This is a genomic window from Acidicapsa acidisoli (assembly GCF_025685625.1).
GTDB lineage: Bacteria > Acidobacteriota > Terriglobia > Terriglobales > Acidobacteriaceae > Acidicapsa > Acidicapsa acidisoli.
This window is the reverse complement of sequence record NZ_JAGSYI010000001.1, coordinates 1,776,080-1,792,140: the sequence shown is the minus strand read 5'-3', so window position 1 is coordinate 1,792,140 and position 16,061 is coordinate 1,776,080. Positions and strand designations below refer to the sequence as shown.

At 57.4% G+C, this 16,061-nt stretch carries 13 protein-coding genes; 5 read left to right on the top strand and 8 right to left on the bottom strand.

All coding sequences use genetic code 11. The features are described 5' to 3' along the window. Window positions 1–48 precede the first annotated feature (48 nt). The 3 genes from OHL23_RS07175 (at window position 49) to OHL23_RS07165 (ending at window position 4,632) form a co-directional block, all read left to right on the top strand. Window positions 49–645 (top strand): DJ-1/PfpI family protein, encoded by a 597-nt coding sequence (locus OHL23_RS07175; RefSeq protein ID WP_263351106.1) that lies wholly within the window; start codon window positions 49–51, stop codon window positions 643–645. A 111-nt stretch (window positions 646–756) separates the two neighbouring features. Continuing rightward, window positions 757–2,586, top strand: a complete 1,830-nt coding sequence (locus tag OHL23_RS07170; RefSeq protein ID WP_263351105.1) for an AsmA-like C-terminal region-containing protein — start codon at window positions 757–759, stop codon at window positions 2,584–2,586. 234 nt (window positions 2,587–2,820) lie between these two features. Next, window positions 2,821–4,632 (top strand): glycoside hydrolase family 13 protein, encoded by a 1,812-nt coding sequence (locus tag OHL23_RS07165; RefSeq protein WP_263351104.1) that lies wholly within the window; start codon window positions 2,821–2,823, stop codon window positions 4,630–4,632. 68 nt (window positions 4,633–4,700) lie between these two features. On the opposite strand, the gene OHL23_RS07160 is transcribed toward OHL23_RS07165, so the two are convergent. From OHL23_RS07160 to OHL23_RS07140, 5 genes are all read right to left on the bottom strand, one after another. Further along, the gene (locus OHL23_RS07160) at window positions 4,701–6,413 is read right to left on the bottom strand and encodes an amidase (RefSeq protein WP_263351103.1); all 1,713 of its coding nucleotides are present in this window, start codon (window positions 6,411–6,413) and stop codon (window positions 4,701–4,703) included. 84 nt (window positions 6,414–6,497) lie between these two features. After that, window positions 6,498–7,724: a glycosyltransferase gene (locus OHL23_RS07155; RefSeq protein WP_263351102.1), complete on the bottom strand. Its 1,227-nt coding sequence runs from the start codon at window positions 7,722–7,724 to the stop codon at window positions 6,498–6,500. Between the two features lie 98 nt (window positions 7,725–7,822). Beyond that, window positions 7,823–8,998: a hypothetical protein gene (locus tag OHL23_RS07150; protein ID WP_263351101.1), complete on the bottom strand. Its 1,176-nt coding sequence runs from the start codon at window positions 8,996–8,998 to the stop codon at window positions 7,823–7,825. 198 nt (window positions 8,999–9,196) lie between these two features. Then, window positions 9,197–9,955 (bottom strand): hypothetical protein, encoded by a 759-nt coding sequence (locus OHL23_RS07145; protein ID WP_263351100.1) that lies wholly within the window; start codon window positions 9,953–9,955, stop codon window positions 9,197–9,199. Window positions 9,956–9,985: 30 nt separating this feature from the next. Then, window positions 9,986–10,675 (bottom strand): DUF2306 domain-containing protein, encoded by a 690-nt coding sequence (locus tag OHL23_RS07140; RefSeq protein ID WP_263351099.1) that lies wholly within the window; start codon window positions 10,673–10,675, stop codon window positions 9,986–9,988. Window positions 10,676–10,753: 78 nt separating this feature from the next. On the opposite strand from OHL23_RS07140, the gene OHL23_RS07135 reads away from it, so the two are divergent. Both OHL23_RS07135 and OHL23_RS07130 read left to right on the top strand, forming a co-directional pair. After that, a complete protein-coding gene (locus tag OHL23_RS07135; protein ID WP_263351098.1) occupies window positions 10,754–11,410 on the top strand; it encodes a TetR/AcrR family transcriptional regulator in 657 nt (218 codons plus the stop codon). A gap of 19 nt (window positions 11,411–11,429) precedes the next feature. Next, the gene (locus tag OHL23_RS07130; RefSeq protein WP_263351097.1) at window positions 11,430–12,380 is read left to right on the top strand and encodes a class I SAM-dependent methyltransferase; all 951 of its coding nucleotides are present in this window, start codon (window positions 11,430–11,432) and stop codon (window positions 12,378–12,380) included. Between the two features lie 21 nt (window positions 12,381–12,401). Here OHL23_RS07130 and OHL23_RS07125 read toward each other — a convergent pair whose 3' ends face one another. The 3 genes from OHL23_RS07125 to typA form a co-directional block, all read right to left on the bottom strand. Further along, the gene (locus OHL23_RS07125) at window positions 12,402–13,445 is read right to left on the bottom strand and encodes an LOG family protein (RefSeq protein ID WP_263351096.1); all 1,044 of its coding nucleotides are present in this window, start codon (window positions 13,443–13,445) and stop codon (window positions 12,402–12,404) included. Window positions 13,446–13,588: 143 nt separating this feature from the next. Beyond that, window positions 13,589–13,921 (bottom strand): hypothetical protein, encoded by a 333-nt coding sequence (locus OHL23_RS07120; RefSeq protein WP_263351095.1) that lies wholly within the window; start codon window positions 13,919–13,921, stop codon window positions 13,589–13,591. Between the two features lie 197 nt (window positions 13,922–14,118). Then, window positions 14,119–15,936 (bottom strand): translational GTPase TypA, encoded by a 1,818-nt coding sequence (gene typA, locus OHL23_RS07115; RefSeq protein ID WP_263351094.1) that lies wholly within the window; start codon window positions 15,934–15,936, stop codon window positions 14,119–14,121. Window positions 15,937–16,061 lie beyond the last annotated feature (125 nt).

The following is a 16,061-nucleotide window of genomic DNA, read 5'->3' as shown; positions in this document are numbered from 1 at the left end:
CATGCCGCCTCGGGTCAAGGACTATCATTTTAGGGAGGAGATAAAACGATGGCGACTGCCAAACTACTGATGATTGTTGGGGATTTTGTTGAAGATTACGAAGTAATGGTGCCTTTTCAGGCACTGCAAATGGTGGGACATACAGTACATGCGGTGTGCCCGAACAAGAAATCGGGGCAGTCGGTGCGCACTGCGATTCATGATTTCGAAGGAGACCAGACCTACTCTGAGAAGCCCGGGCACAACTTCGTGCTGAACGCCACTTTCGCCGATGTGAAGGCCGAGGATTACGACGGCCTGGTGATTCCAGGCGGACGCGCGCCTGAGTATCTGCGGCTCAACGAAAAGGTGCTGGAGATCGTCCGTTACTTCTCCAAAGCGGATAAGCCGATCGCAGCGATCTGCCATGCTGCGCAGATTCTTGCGGCGGCGGGAGTGGTGAAGGGAAAAGAAGTGAGCTGCTATCCGGCCTGTTCGCCCGAGGTGATTCTCGCCGGTGGTCGTTACGCTGCGATTGAGGTGAGTGACGCGGTGGCGGATGGGAAGCTGGTGACAGCGCCCGCGTGGCCTGCCCATCCTGCCTGGCTGGCCAAGTTCCAGACGGTGCTCGTAAACCATCTGACGGCGAATCTGGTTCAGGTCTAACTACCAGACCGCTGGCTTACGCCTGAATAACGCCGAGGCAGCCATTCAGGCGCAAGCTGCGTCCTATCGGAGAGCCTTGACGAATGGGTGACGGGGATCGGGGGCTGAACAATGGCAAATACGGAGGACGGCGCAACTGGAAACAGGGAACAATCTGAGAAAGTCGCACCGTCGCAGCCCAAGCGCCGCTTATCCCGCTTAGCCAGATGGCTGCTCTGGATCGGGGCTGCGCTGTTGATCCTCGGCGCAGCTGTGGCGGGAACGGTCGCATTTCTTTTCCATCGCGCTGAGCCGATACTGCGGGCCAGGCTGATTGACACACTGGAGCAACGGTTTCATGCGAAGGTGGATCTGGGCGACTTGCGCGTCTCGATTCTGGATGGATTCTGGGTGGAGGGCCACGAACTGCGGATCTGGCTGCCGGCCGAAGCCGTTGCAACCGAAGATGCGTCAGCAGGTCAAACGGAACAAGCGCCCTGGCGCACTGAACCGTGGATCGTGGTGAAGGAGCTGCGTTTTCATGCTTCGTGGCACATGAGGCCGGGTAAGCCGATTGAAATCTCCGGAGTGCATGTGGAGGGTGTGCGGGTCTTGCTTCCTCCGAAGCAGGATCGGCCACATCTGGGCCAGTCTCAATCAACCCCCGAAGCCCCGGCGACCGGAAGTGCGGGAACACCCCAATCGAACGCCGTGCAGCCGCCGAGTTCGGGGACGAGCCTCATTCCGATGCCGCGAGTTATCGTGCGAAAGATCGAATGCCAGGACGCGACACTGGTCATTGAGAGGAATCCGGAGCCGGGAAAGCCGCCAAAGGTTCCACTGGAGTTCGATTTCGCTCACATGACGCTTATTCCCGATGAGCAGAGCGGCAGGATCGCGTTCACGGTGGATATGACCAATCCCAAACCGGTGGGAACGATCCGTTCCACGGGCTACGCCGGGCCGTGGACTCCGAGCGATCCCGGAGAATTGCCCGTCGAGGGCGACTACCACTTCGACCACGCCGACCTGAGCACGATCAAGGGCATTGCCGGCATTCTCTCCTCGACCGGCCACTACACCGGAACACTGCGAAAGATCGAGGCGGACGGGCAGACAGAGACGCCTGATTTTCGACTCGAACGGGTGGCCAAAGAGACAGGTGTGCCGCTGACCACGCACTTTCATGCAATCGTGGACGGCACGAACGGCGACACATGGCTGCAACCGGTAGAGGCGACACTGGGCCACACCCACTTTGTAGCGCGAGGACAGGTAGTTCGGGCAACTGGAGCAGGTCGTGATGTACTTTCTAGCGGCCACGGGCACGACATCCGACTGCAAGTTACGGTCGACCGTGGACGGATTGAAGATATCCTGCATATTTCCGAAGATGCTCAGACAGTATTTATGACGGGAGGTCTGACTCTTGAAACAAGCTTTCATCTCCCACCCAATCCGCCTTCCGGGGATGTAACCATCTGGGATCGATTGAGGATGGACGGCGAATTTCACTTGTCTCAGGCGCGATTCAACAACGACAAAATGCAAGGGCGGATCGAACAGCTCAGCCTTCGGGGCCAGGGTAAGCCGCACGAGGTGAAAACAACCGATCCCACAAGCGTGTTATCCGATATGCACGGCCATTTCAAGCTCGCGGATGGCACGCTGCAACTGCCGGACCTCGAATACCAGGTGCCAGGGGCAAAGATACTCGCCCACGGCGCCTATGGATTGCAGGGTGGAACACTGAGCTTTGAAGGCGATGCGCGAATGGATGCAACCCTTTCCGAGATGGTCGGCGGATGGAAGGGTTTTCTGCTAAAACCTGCCGACCGATATCTCAAGAAAAATGGCGCTGGGACCGACGTGCCGATTCACGTCTCCGGCACTCGCAAGGACCCCGAGTTCGGGGTCGAGTTCAATCGTCTGGGGAAAAGGGACGATACTGCACAGCCCTGACGACCGGGGCAATATCCTTGAACTGAGACGGCAGATCGCGCTAAACCTCTAGATAAATCGATACCACGGTAGTCCATCTTGAAAATGCGTGAAACCCATTCAATTGGCTTGGGATAGGTGCGATCTTATTGCCGCATAAATGCGTGTACAAATTGCGCACCAATGCATTAGTTTGACGAAGTCACACCGCTGCCGGAAGACCGAGCCGCGGGCGATAACCGGAGGTAACACCGAATGAATCGCAAGAACCTCAACGCGTTCCTCGCGGCCGGGCTCTCCTCAGCCATGTCCCTTGGAATCGCGGCGCCGCCGGGGACGGGCCAGACGCCTGATTCCAAGCCTTCCGCTGTTCACCATTCTTCCGCCGGCAGTTTGGAAAACTGGTGGAAAAACGCTGTGATTTACGAGATCTACCCGCGCAGCTTTCAGGACTCGAATGGAGATGGGATCGGAGATCTGAACGGGATCACCGCGCACCTCGATTACCTGCAAAAACTCGGCGTCGACGCGATCTGGATCACGCCCTGCTATCCCTCGCCGCAGGTTGACTTTGGCTATGACATCTCCGATTACGAGGCGATCGACCCGCAGTATGGCACGATGGCAGACTTCGACCGGTTGGTAGCTGAAGCGAAGAAGCATAACATCCGCGTCGTGATGGACATGGTGATGAATCACTCCTCCGACAAGCACAAGTGGTTCCTCGAATCGCGCAGTTCCCGGGATAATCCAAAGCGCAACTGGTACGTGTGGAGGGATGGCAAAGGAGAAACAGCCACCGACAAAGGCCAGCCGCCGAACAACTGGCAGTCCGATTTTGGCCACTCTGCCTGGGAATGGGATGAGAAGACGCGGCAATACTACTATCACAAGTTCTACATCCAACAACCGGACTTCAACTGGAATAACCCAGCGGTCGAAAAGGCCTTCGACGACATCTTGAATTTCTGGATGAAGAAGGGCGTCGCCGGATTCCGCTTCGACGCGATCACGACACTGTTTGAAGACCCGCAATGGCGCGACGACAAGGAGTTGAAGGACAAGGAGGGCAAGACCTACCTGAATGCCTATGGCGATGTGGCTCTTGATGATGCCATGACCAATAATCTGCCCCAGGTTTATGACGTGTTGCAGCATGTTCGCAAGGTGGAAGACAGCGTGAATCCAAATACTTTCCCGGGCCGGCGGGTGATGATTGGCGAAACGTATGTGCCAACCGTCAAAGATCTGCTGAACATGTACGGAACCAAGGAAAAACCTGAGTTTGAGCTGCCGATGGATACGCAGCTAGGATTCATCAATAAGCTGAACGTGGCAACCTTCCGTAGCAAGCTGGATGATGTGGAGACGAAGATCGAGGGCAACGAACCGCTGCTGGTCTTCGACAACCACGACAATCCCCGCATCGACGCCCGCTACGGCGACGGCGTACACGACACCGACATTACGCGGGTGATTTCAACGATTCTTTTCGCAAGCCGTGGGACGTCGCTCTTCTACTACGGCGCCGAACTGGGGATGAAGACGACGCCTCCTACGCGCAAGGATGATGTGAAGGACCCGGTTGGGCTGACAGGATGGCCGAAGGACAAGGGCCGCGATGGCGAGCGCACGCCGATGCAATGGGATGACTCGGTCAACGCGGGATTTTCCAAGGCCAAACCGTGGCTGCCCGTCCCTCCGAACAAGGCCGAGATCAACGTGAAAGCGGAAGAGTCGGATCCCAATTCGCTGCTGAACTGGTACGAAGCTCTAATCAAGCTCAAGAAGACGAATCCGGCGTTCCTCTCAGGCGAGAACGTGATGCTGAATACGGACGACCCCAAGGTGCTGAGTTGGCTACGCAGAGGCTCGGATCACTCTGCGGTCGTCGTGGCAACAAACTTCACCGCCGAGCCGCAAACTGTGAATCTCAGCGCTGCTTCCGCCGGTGTTTCGGGCACGAAGGTCAAGACACTGTTGAAGACTCCGGGGGCTGCTGACCCTATAAGCATCGACAAGGTTGAACTGCCTGCCTTCGGTGTTTATATAGGCGAAGTGCAATAGCTTTTCGGCACAAACAGAGCGGGAGTCCAAATTGGACTCCCGCTTTTGTTTGCACTCAATGTTGAAAGCTACGGAGCATTCGGCAACAGCCCTTGCTCCACCAGCACCGGCGGATGACGGTAATGCGTGGACTGCTCGTAAACGTACGCCCATCCAAGCAGGTCCCCGTCATGCCAACGTTTTGTTGAAATCTCCAAGCCAAAGGGCAGGCCGCCCGGATACCATCCCCCAACAACGACGACAGCCGGAACGCCGAGTATGTTCACCCAACTGGTCTCGCTGTGCGGCCCTTCGCTAATCCCGCCCTTCTGAGGCATGGTTTCATCCGGCGGAGGCATCTGCGTAGCTGGGTAGACGTATCCGTCAAGGTGCAGTCTGTCGAGAGTTTCGTTGAAGATAGTCAGAGCCTTGTCGCGGGGCGCGAAGTAATTGTCTTTAGCTCGCGGGTCTGTCTCGATGCGGGACTGCGATTGCGCCGGCAGCCCGCGCCTGTCGCCGGAGACGTCGCTGCCTATGATTGTGGCAGGGAGTGGCTTTCCGACGGCTCTCACGTACTCGTCAGGCGAATGGTATTGCGCCGGTCCGAACTCTTTCAGGAAGTTTTCCGTTCCCTCTCGAAGATAGGGCAAAGTGCCGGCGCGGCTTGCGATTCTGGCGAAGCTATCGGGCAGGATGGAGTCGTCGAAAACAATCTCGGCTCCCGCAGCGCGAAGACCGTCCAGCGACTTCATGAAGGCCGCACGAGTCTCCGGACGAAGCGGCAGATCGGTCTTGCGCTCCTGCGCCTCCGCTACATCATTGGGGACGATTGCCGCGATGCCCTGAAACGGAACGTCGGTTCCCTTGAGAATGAATGCCGGGACTCCGAAGCGTTTACCTTTGAGCGCGTCTGGCTTGAGGTATCGAGTATATGGACCTGGCTGGGCTTTGGTTGACTCAGCAGTGCGCGGGTCCAGCGGGTCTGGGGCGGGCTCACCTTTCTCATCCATTCCAGCCATCACGGAGAGTGCGATGGCTGCGTCAGGGACATTTCGCGCAATGGGTCCAGTGTTGTCGAGCAGCCAATCCAGCGGGGCAATACCCGCGATACTTACCAGACCGCGCGTGGGAAAGACTCCGATCACGGCACTCGTCGCAGACGGCATTCGAATCGAGTTGCCCGTGTCCGTTCCGTTGCCAAGCACGGCCATGTTGGACGTGACCGCCGTGACCGTGCCGCCGGATGATCCGCCCGGCGAAAAGCGCACATCGTAGGCGTTGCCGGTGCGGCCGAAGGAACTCGAACGGTTGGTATCGCTGGCGGCAAAGTCGGGCATATTGGTGTGGCCAACGATAATGGCCCCGGCGGAACGAAGCCTTGCTACGATGGTCGCGTCCCGTGGCGCGATCAGTTCATGGCCAGGAATCGTGTAGCCAGCCCAGCCGTCCGTAGTGACCTGGCCGGCAATGCTTGTGTTGGCCTTGATCACGATCGGCACGCCCCACAGAGGCCCATGGGATGCAGTGCCGTTGTCAGCGTCTTCCTTCGCTGCCGCAGCCAATGCTTCCTTCTCCAGCACTGTTTCTACCGGGCGATAGATGCCGTTGTACTTATGAATACGCGCCAGGTGCCACTGAACCACCTGGGTGACGGTGTACTTATGGCTGACATAAAAGCCTTCGAGCTGCGGAATGGTGACTTCGAAGAGATCTTTATCGATCTCAGACTGAGGAAGAGACTGCGCGATAGCCGGTGAGACGAGGCAGAGCAGGACAGTGAGAAACAAAGGCAGCTTGGGCATGACTAATCTTCGCATTGGAGACGTGGTGCGAAGAGGAATTTGGTACGCGAACGCGGGGCGATTGAGCCGACGGATGCGGCCCGGCTACGATGCGGCGGCGGTCAGTTCGCGAGAGGCCGGCAGGATGCCCTGATAGCCCGCGTAAACGCCCTCGAAGACCGCATCCCAAGATGCCGTCAGAGCGTGCGACCTTGCGGCGCTTCGCATGGAGGCCAGCTTTGCTGCATCAGTCAACAGCCCGGCGATTACGGCGGTGAACCCTTCGTCTGGGACGATCCTTCCCGTGGCGTCAGCGCCGTCGGTATCCCGAACGATGTAGCGCGGGCCGCCGTCAGGCGTGACGATAGCCGGAACTCCGCTGGCCATAGCTTCGAGAACAACATTGCCGAAGGTATCGGTATGCGATGGAAAAACAAAAAGATCCATGCTGGCGTAGGCCTGTGCGAGCGCCTCGCCATGAAGCACGCCGGGAAATTCCGCATGACTCATGTGATCGCGGAGCCACTGCTCCTCAGCGCCGTGGCCGATGATCAGGAAGCGGAAATTTGTATGACCCTGGGCCAATAGCTTGTCATGGATGGTAGCCAGATGCGTAATGTTCTTCTCAACCGACAAGCGGCCGACGAATCCTAGGACGAATGGTGCATCCAATTCTGTGGCCGGTCGCTTGGCTGGGCTGAAGAGCTGCGTATCGACGCCGCGCGGCATCAGGAAGCAGGGACGGCCCGTCGAGGATTCGAGCAATTCGCAGAGTTCGATATTGGGGGCGAAAAGTACTTTGGCGATCGAGTAAAAGCGAGCCGCCGCAGCCAAAGTCAGGTCTTGAATCTTCCTGCCGGTGGATTGCGAATGGCGCTCGGGCAGCATGCGCAGAAGCCAGTCGGAGCGGCGGGCCAGGTATTCATGCACGTTAGTATGCCAGGAGGCAGCAAGGGGAAGGTCGCGATGGTAGGCAAGACCCGCGCCGAGCATGCCGACTTCGCTGGGGCCGGTAATGTGGATCAGATCGGGTTGGAAGCGGTCGAGAACCTCTCCCATCATGGGGATGTGGCGAGGAAATGCCGGGTCAAATCGAAGGTCTTTTTCCAAGGCAAAAGAGAAAATGCCACGCGGCAGCTCAAGCGTCCACACATTGCCGTCTTCGATAAAGGCCTGACCTCCGCTTTCGGACCGGTCTCCGGCGCGGATGCAGAGGAACGGAAGATTTTGTCGCCGGGCGAAGGCTTCGAAATGACGGCTGGTGTGCGCAACTCCGTTGACTTCATGGAAGGAGTCCGGAAAGTACGCTACTCGCGGTTGATTGGTCGACATTAGGCAGGTTGGGCGTGTACTTGTGGTGATTGGCGAGAATCCCAGTCTTCGACCATCGTAAGCTGAATCAAAACCCGGGACGTCATTGCGAATGAAGTCTAGTATGCTTCCTGGTCTCCCAGTTCGAAGCGGAGTTGGCTTGAGTCGCTCCAGGCATAACGAAGGCTGCTCGAGAACGGTCCTGTGCCCATCATACGCACCATCGTTAACAAGGTGGATAGAGTTCTTGGCGGACGTCCGCTGGGCCATATTTCGCTCAAGGGGCGGATCACTCCGTTTGCGTCCGGGTGGTAGACTCGTTGATCCCACGTACGCGATCCCTGCGGGAACTCGGGATAGTTGCGGATCGCGTCCATCGTGGACTGAAGGATGCGATGCTTCCAGGGTTCGGCGTACTGCGGCATGAAGAGAACCGAGCTGCGTCGCTCCTTGCGGACTTCATAGACGAACTCGTTGAAGCTGGTTGCGTTGGTGAGGTTGATGTTGGCGTTCGGTTCGACGCCATGACGGTCGCCGCCGGAGATCAGCAGCATATTCCAGCGCTCGGCGAGCCGACGCACAGCCCGATTCTCGGCCCAGTCGCGAAGGCCGTTCAGTTCGAGAGCGTGAAAATGAGCGCCGTTCTTCTGCAGGAACTCATTGACCAGAAACTCGTGCTTGTCCTGCCCAATCCGATAGAGATCCCAAAGCGGGTGATTGAAAATGACCAGCACGTTCGGCTCTTGATTGAGCGCAACCAGTAATTCTGTGAGGCGAGCGTCGTTCGGATGAGCAGTGAACTCAGCCAAAGTTTCCATCCACTCGCTGGCGCGTGCGCTGGGCAGGTTGTGGATTCCCAGATGGAAGTACTGCTTGGAATTCTGTTCACCGGCGTAAGGGGCAGTCCATTCCACCGAGATCGGAATGTGACGCGCTGATGGCACGGAGCGAAGCAACAGCGGAGCCTGAATGTTATCGTGGTCGGAAACCGAAACGAGCGCGGCCACGTTGAGCTTTTCGATCTGGCGGCTCTCAAGATCAAAGGCCAGCTTGGGAGTAAGCGGCGGAGTCCAGTAGCTGCGGGCCCAATTGATCGGAATGCCATGGTTATTGTGTGAGCGCTGCTCAAGACGGTTCAGCAAGGGACGGATCAGCTTGTATTGGCATCCCCAGTCAGCCACGAAGTCCAGGGTTTCCTGGGACTGGTTGGTGTGGCTGTGGAGAGAGACTCCGGTTTGGTAAGTGCGCGCCGCGCCGGGGTCACGCCACAAGTACGAGATCGTAGAAGTGGGCATTCGGTCTCCTGTCCGCTCTCTTACTTGCGGTTGCTGCGAACAGTATGCCTCGAAATCGGTAAATATGCTGTGAAAGCAGTGCGAATGTGCGTTCAAATCCCAAAGGAATCAAAGGAATAACGGGCAGAATCGGAGATCGTGCATAAACTTCCGATACCTGCGCCCCCAAAACACGAAGTTGGTAACTTATTTCCGATGTCAGCCTCGCGCAGGTTGCAGCGGGCCCGCGTGAACGTCCGACGAACCGTTCGAGAACGATTGCCTGAGAGAAGACATTCTGGTCCTGGGTAGAACAAAACCCAATGCGATGAGCCAGACAAAGCCGGGAAAACGCGTCAGCGGGATCAGGAACAACGCGCCGGGACTGATCAGGTGAAACCAACTCAGTTCTCCGGCCACGGCCAGCACCAGCCCGAAGATGACCATCCATCTCGGCAGAAGTTTCACGATGAGGGCGGGAACGCAGACGCCTGCCATGAAAAGACCCATCGGAATAGAGAAGCCAGGCCCCCCGAAGGCGTAAGAGAGGTAATAGAGCGGCAGCAGCGCCGAGGGCTGACCGATAATCTCGGGACGAATCATCGTCCAGACCATTAGGCTGGCGGCGATGCCATTGAAGACGGTCAAAAATCCTCCCAGCAAGGCGATCCAGAGACCAGCAGCGCGAACCCCGAGGAAATGCAATCGCCCAACAACCGATGCCGCAAAAAGTCCCAGACAAATCGTGGCGCCAGACTGCAAAAACAGGCAGGTAAGCACAGCCGCGCCATGACTTTGGAAGTAGGAAACGATGACGCTGGCTGACTCCCAGGGGCCTGGCCAATAAGGTTTTCCGGCGAGGGCAGTAACTGGGTAAAGCCCGGCATTAAAAAGTACGGTGTAGAGAATTGCCAGGACGCCGAGGTTCGGTCCAGCATCCCGTTGAGGCGGAGCTGAAATTTGATTCGCTAGAGCCATCACCATCCTCCTTCGACTTGAATTCGTTCGCTAGCCAGGGGCCGGCTTGGAAGCAATTTGTAGAGATTTTTGCCTCGTTGTCCGAAGCCAGAGTTCAACCACGATCGTGTTGATGGAAAATCCGATCCAGAATGCGATGCCAAAAAACTGGCTGGGCGCAAGATGGGTCAAAGGCGCCGTAGCAAAGAAGACTCCCATGACCGGACGCGTAGTCGCGATGCCGAGCAGTACAACGACAGCTCGCACCAACCACCTTCGCTTCAGACCTGCTTCACCGCGCCGACCGAACCAATAAGCTCTCGCGAGGGAGATAAGAAAAATGCTGTTGAAGAACAGGACGGCTGAGAGTTCCAACCAGCCGCCGATGGAGTAAGCGCTCATTGCGTAGGCCGTAATCCCGACAATTGCCCCGAGTGGGAAGATCAGACGCTCCGCGAAGGATGCAATTGTGGAATTTCCCAAAAAATAGACTGGCAGAATGAGCACAAACGCCAGGGCAGGCAGGATATGTGCCAGCGTGAGGATTGCATGGGACGCAAACGCGGTGTCCAGCGCTGCCAACTGTGGAGGCGCAGATTTGGGAGGATTGACCAAGGCGACGAATCGCCGCACTACAACAGCCACCGAGATAACGATGCATGCCCAGAAGCCGATTCGCAGCAACAGGGGAGACGCATCTGACTCAAGGAATTGCTGATTCCGCCTCGAATATGTCTCCATGCCGGACTCCTGCTTTTGTCGACAACGCTATTCTCAAATTAATTTGACTAATTGTCAAATTAAATAAGCGGCGTTAATATGAATTTGGTGACCAACAGGAACGATCCGGCCTGCAAGCGGCCCTACAAACTGGGTAAGCGAGCAGACCAGTCGGGCGAAAAACGCGAGGCGGTTCTGAGGGCTGCGCGTACGCAGCTTGAGGACGGGGGCTATCTCAGTCTCACCATGGACTCGCTCGCCCGGCAAAGCGGAGTTACCCGCCAGACGGTGCACAATCTCTTCAAAACCAAGACAGGCGTGCTGGAGGCGCTCTTCGATCAGTTGGCGCTTGACGGCGGCATGGCGCAAATGGCGAATCTCATGTGTCAGGGAATGCAAGAGGCTAATTCCGGGGCACTACTAAGTGGATTCGTGAGGATATTTACTGGATTCTGGAGCGAGCATCGGGATTTAATACGCCGCATTCACGGAATCGCGGCAATTGATCCGGAGTTCGGAACAGCCGTCGAAGCCCGCAACAAGCGCCGTCAAATGGCTGCGACACGAGTGGTTGACCGCCTGGCACAAATCAACGGTCAGCCATCTCAGGAGCAGAGAACGCGGCAGATTGCGTCCCTGTATGCTTTGACATCTTTTGAGTTTTTCGACTCTCTGACAGAGAGCCTGGGCAATTCGCAGGAAGCAACTCAGGCGGTCATCGAACTGACGAGATCTGCGCTGAATTGCAAACCATAATGCCTCCGATTCCAGCGCGGTGGAACCGGTCGCTAAATGTGCGCAAATTCTGATTTTCGGCTCCCGCCTGGTGTCTTACGCAGATCGACTTGCCAATACCGTGAGAGAGTTACTTTTTATATTTCGTGTGATTGGATTTCCAAGGGGAGCATACAATGCCGACATGGCAGATCGCGATTTCACGAGACAGTTTTCTGAAGCGTGGGGCGGCGGCTATTTCGAAGGCGACCCGCTGGATTCCATGGCCGAATCCACTTATGGCGTATACGGCTATAACAGTTCGCTGCACACCATCTATCTGGCGTGCATCCGTCCATACGTCGGGCCTGATACCGTGGCGCTTGAAATTGGTCCCGGACGGGGAGCGTGGTCCAAGGCTATTCTGTCCCGCAATTGCGCTCGGCTGTACGCGGTAGACGCCGCGTCAGCGGAGCACACGCACTTCTGGGACTATATCGGACGAGACCAACGCGTTACGTATCTTGTGGCGAACGACTTCGAACTCAGTGATATCCCAGACGCCTCTATCGGCTTTTTCTTTTCCTTCGGCGTATTCTGCCATCTGCGGCCTGATATGTGCGAGAGGTACGTACAATCGCTTGCCCGCAAAATGCAGCCCGGTGCGACGGGTTTTCTGATGTGCGCGGATTTTCACAAATACATCCGCTGCCTGGATAACGCAGACACGTCCTCTTTGAAGCGATTCTTTGACCATCAGAAGAGGAAAGTGTGGATCCCGGTAAAATTAGCCTATTCCGCAACATGGTATTTGTATCGTTCGAAGATGGACTTGGAACGCGTCTCCCCTGATCGGGAAAAGAATCTGGCCAACGGTTCGGGGCAAACGAGTTGGTACCACTGGGGCGTTGAAAATGCATGCAAGGCGCTTGTCAATGCAGGTTTCGAAGTGATTGATGCCGACATCGATGCAATCAGCCGGGATCCAATCACGCATTTTCGCAAGCCCTAAAGGCACGGGCGCGGATTTCTCCTACAAAGTCCGCGCAAACTCAGGGCCGAATACATCTTCCGGGTTGACGGCTGGGCGCGCTTCGAGCGCGAGATGATGTGTCGTGAGCCCTACCTTAAGCAGATCGAAGGCCTGCTCGGGGGTATCGGCGAAGTGAAACAGATCGACGTCTCCAGGTGAGATCGCACCGGTATCGACAAGCCAGTCGAAATTGAAGACCTTTTTCCAGTACTCGGAGCCATAGATGACCACAGTGATGTTCTTAGCGAGTTTACGCGTCTGGACCAGGGTAAGAACCTCGAACATCTCGTCGATGGTGCCGAAGCCGCCTGGAAAAACAACCAGCGCCTTCGCCAGATAGGCGAACCATAACTTGCGCATGAAGAAGTAGTGGAACTCGAAGTTCAGAGCCGGTGTAATGTAGGCGTTCGGGCGCTGCTCAAACGGAAGCCGGATATTCAGTCCGATGGTCTTGCCGCCAGCCTCGTGCGCGCCGCGATTCGCAGCTTCCATGATGCCGGGTCCGCCGCCTGAGGTAATGACAAAGCGGTGACGGGTCGACGGGATGGAACTGGCCCAGGTGGTGATCATGTGCGCCAGGCGGCGCGCGTCCTCATAATAGCGGGCCATTTCTACAGCTGCGACGGCGCGGCGACGGCCGAGTTCAGAAGCCGTGCCCTCAGCTATCTCGGGAATACTTGCAGGTTGTTCATGTTGCGGCGCAGCGGCCAGAGAACCAGTATTTTCCAACAATTCCAACGCGCGATCCGCCTCTTCCCTGCCGTAAAAACGGGCCGATCCGAAAAACACGACCGTATCCTGGATGCGTTCCCGTCGGAAGCGCGCGAGCGGCTCAGTGTATTCGGCGAGAATGCGGATGAGGCGGCCATCTGCGCTGTTGAGGAATGCCGGATTCTCATATGCCAGCGGCGCGCGTTCCAGATGCGGCGGCGCGGAACTCCGGGAGGTCTGATCCGTTGCATCTGGGCCCGATTGGTTGGATGGAATCTCGGCGGGAACATCGGCGGCGTGTGGTCTTGAATCATTGCGGGTCTGATCGCTCATGCTGATATCTCGGTTGGAGCAGGATCGCGCTCTTCTCGGCGGCTTCTCAAATGCCTGGAAGTTGAGTGTACCTGTCTAACCCGGCCGAAGCCGAACAACGCGAAGGGATTTGCATCGGAGTCGGTCCGAAACTATCTCTGAGACTATCCCTTGCCCGGGCCGACGGGGCCGCGCAGAGCTTCGCGGACAGCGATCCAGAGGTTGAGAATTCCCAGCCCGGAAACCACCCCACGAACGGCTCCATGTGCAATGAAAGCCATCAGCCAGGGCGACGATGCGAAGAGGGGATTGTTGTCCCAGGCGGCCGGATACCAGGGCGCGCAACAGACCAGCAAGCCGAGATACAGGCGAACGATGACGCGGAGAAATCGCTCAGCCTGTTGAAGCCAATAGGGGATGCGCTGAGGAGCCGGCTCTTGATTCTGGTCCGTCGCTGCGGTAATCTGCGCTGCCGGACCGCCTGGAGAAGATTGCATCAGGTTGACATCCTGCTGAGTTGGTTCAGAACCGGATTGCTGTGGGCCGTCCGCCTGCTGCGCAGGTGCCGGGTTTGGAAGCTCGGAAGGCACGCTAAAGTTCTGGTCTGGCATTCAAAGACGGGCGCCGCTCTCGCAGCGCCGTATTTGAACGGTACCATAGCGGGCTCCTGCTCTTCCGGCCCGTATGGCGATTCCTATTCGCCGGAGTTCTGGCGCTGCTTCGGTCGGCGGTTGGCCTGGAGAATCTTCTTCCGCAGGCGAAGGTTTTTGGGAGTGACTTCGACCAGTTCGTCTTCGGCAATGAATTCGATGGCCTGCTCCAGGTTCATCATCTTATATGGAACGAGGCGAAGGGCTTCGTCCGAACTCGACGCGCGCATGTTGGTCAGTTTCTTCTCGCGAACCACGTTGACATCGAGGTCGTTGTCGCGGGAATGCTCGCCGACGATCATGCCTTCGTAAACATCCACGCCAGCGCCAACGAGAAGAACACCGCGATCCTGGAGACCATGCAGCGAATAGGTGGTCGTAACGCCCTGCCGGTCGCTGATGAGCGCACCCGAGGGCCGCTGCGGAATCTCGCCCTGATACGGAATGTAACCGTCAAAGAGCGTGTTCATGACGATGGTTCCGCGAGTTTCGGTGAGCATTTCGGTGCGCAGGCCGATAATGCCTCGGCTGGGTACGCGGAACTCCATGCGGACGCGGCCCGAGCCGTGATTGTGCATCTTGGTCATCTCACCCTTGCGTGGCCCGAGCTTTTCGATGACCACGCCGGTGTGCTCTTCCGGAACGTCAATAGTGACGTGCTCGACCGGCTCCATCTTCACGCCGTCTACGGTCTTGGTGACGATTTCGGGACGGCCGACCATGAGTTCGAAGCCCTCACGGCGCATCATTTCGATCAGAACGCCGAGCTGCATTTCGCCCCTGCCGAGAACCTTGAAGCTGTCCGGACTGCCGGTTTCCTCTACTCGGATGGAGACGTTGGTCAGCAGTTCCCGGTCGAGGCGCTCACGCAGGTTGCGGCTGGTGACGAGCGAACCTTCCTTACCGCAGAAGGGCGAGTTATTGACCGAAAACTGGATGGCGATGGTGGGCTCGTCGATGACGATGAGCGGAAGCGGCGCTGGGTTCTCGATGCTGGTGAAAGTCTCGCCGATGGTGATGCCTTCCACTCCGGCAATGGCCACAATGTCGCCAACTTCCGTCACCGTGGTCTCGGTGCGCTTGAGACCGGCGAAGGTAAAGAGCTTTGTAATCTTGACCTTCTGCAGAGACAGGTCGCGGCGCGAAACCATCACTTCATCCCCGGCATTGAGCGTGCCCTGGAAGACGCGGGCGATGGCGATGCGGCCAAAGTACTCGGAGTAGTCGAGGTTGGTTACGAGAATCTGCAGTGGAGCATCCGGGGCACCTGTTGCCGGCGGGATCGTCTTGACGATAGCTTCAAAAAGCGGCTGCAAGTCTTCGCCAGTCTTCGCCAGGTCGGTGGTCGCAGTCCCCAGCTTGGCCACGGTGTAGAGAACGGGAAAATCGAGCTGTTCCTCTTCGGCGTCGAGGTCGATGAAGAGGTCGTATACCTCGTTCAGCACCTCCTGCGCGCGAGCGTCGGGGCGGTCGATCTTGTTGATGACGACGATGGGCTTGAGCTTGGCTTCGAGGGCCTTGGCGAGCACATAGCGCGTCTGCGGCAGCGGGCCTTCGGCTGCGTCGACCAGAAGCATCACGCCGTCGACCATCTTGAGGCCGCGCTCGACCTCACCGCCGAAATCGGCGTGGCCGGGGGTGTCGATGATGTTGATCTTGCCGCCGCCAAAGAAGATAGCCGTGTTCTTGGCGAGAATGGTGATGCCGCGCTCGCGCTCCAGGTCGTTGGAGTCCATGACGCGGTCTGCAACCTGCTCATTAGCCCGGAAGGTGCCGGACTGACGCAACATGGCGTCCACTAGGGTAGTCTTCCCATGATCGACATGGGCGATGATGGCGATATTGCGTATCGTCTGACTCACGGAGATTCTGTTTTCCTTATCCTGTTTCGGCCAATCGGATCAGCCACTTGGTCCGGCCAGGTCGCTTCTGACTTGAGGGCCGCACGGTTGGGGGCGCAAAATGGGCACTGTGCCGCACTTCTAGC

Bases quoted from the DNA above. Each gene is read 5' to 3' on its own strand.
- OHL23_RS07175 (WP_263351106.1), top strand. From the start codon at position 49: ATGGCGACTGCCAAACTACTGATGATTGTTGGGGATTTTGTTGAAGAT.
- OHL23_RS07170 (WP_263351105.1), top strand. From the start codon at position 757: ATGGCAAATACGGAGGACGGCGCAACTGGAAACAGGGAACAATCTGAG.
- OHL23_RS07165 (WP_263351104.1), top strand. From the start codon at position 2,821: ATGAATCGCAAGAACCTCAACGCGTTCCTCGCGGCCGGGCTCTCCTCA.
- OHL23_RS07160 (WP_263351103.1), bottom strand. From the start codon at position 6,413: ATGCCCAAGCTGCCTTTGTTTCTCACTGTCCTGCTCTGCCTCGTCTCA.
- OHL23_RS07155 (WP_263351102.1), bottom strand. From the start codon at position 7,724: ATGTCGACCAATCAACCGCGAGTAGCGTACTTTCCGGACTCCTTCCAT.
- OHL23_RS07150 (WP_263351101.1), bottom strand. From the start codon at position 8,998: ATGCCCACTTCTACGATCTCGTACTTGTGGCGTGACCCCGGCGCGGCG.
- OHL23_RS07145 (WP_263351100.1), bottom strand. From the start codon at position 9,955: ATGGCTCTAGCGAATCAAATTTCAGCTCCGCCTCAACGGGATGCTGGA.
- OHL23_RS07140 (WP_263351099.1), bottom strand. From the start codon at position 10,675: ATGGAGACATATTCGAGGCGGAATCAGCAATTCCTTGAGTCAGATGCG.
- OHL23_RS07135 (WP_263351098.1), top strand. From the start codon at position 10,754: ATGAATTTGGTGACCAACAGGAACGATCCGGCCTGCAAGCGGCCCTAC.
- OHL23_RS07125 (WP_263351096.1), bottom strand. From the start codon at position 13,445: ATGAGCGATCAGACCCGCAATGATTCAAGACCACACGCCGCCGATGTT.
- OHL23_RS07120 (WP_263351095.1), bottom strand. From the start codon at position 13,921: ATGCAATCTTCTCCAGGCGGTCCGGCAGCGCAGATTACCGCAGCGACG.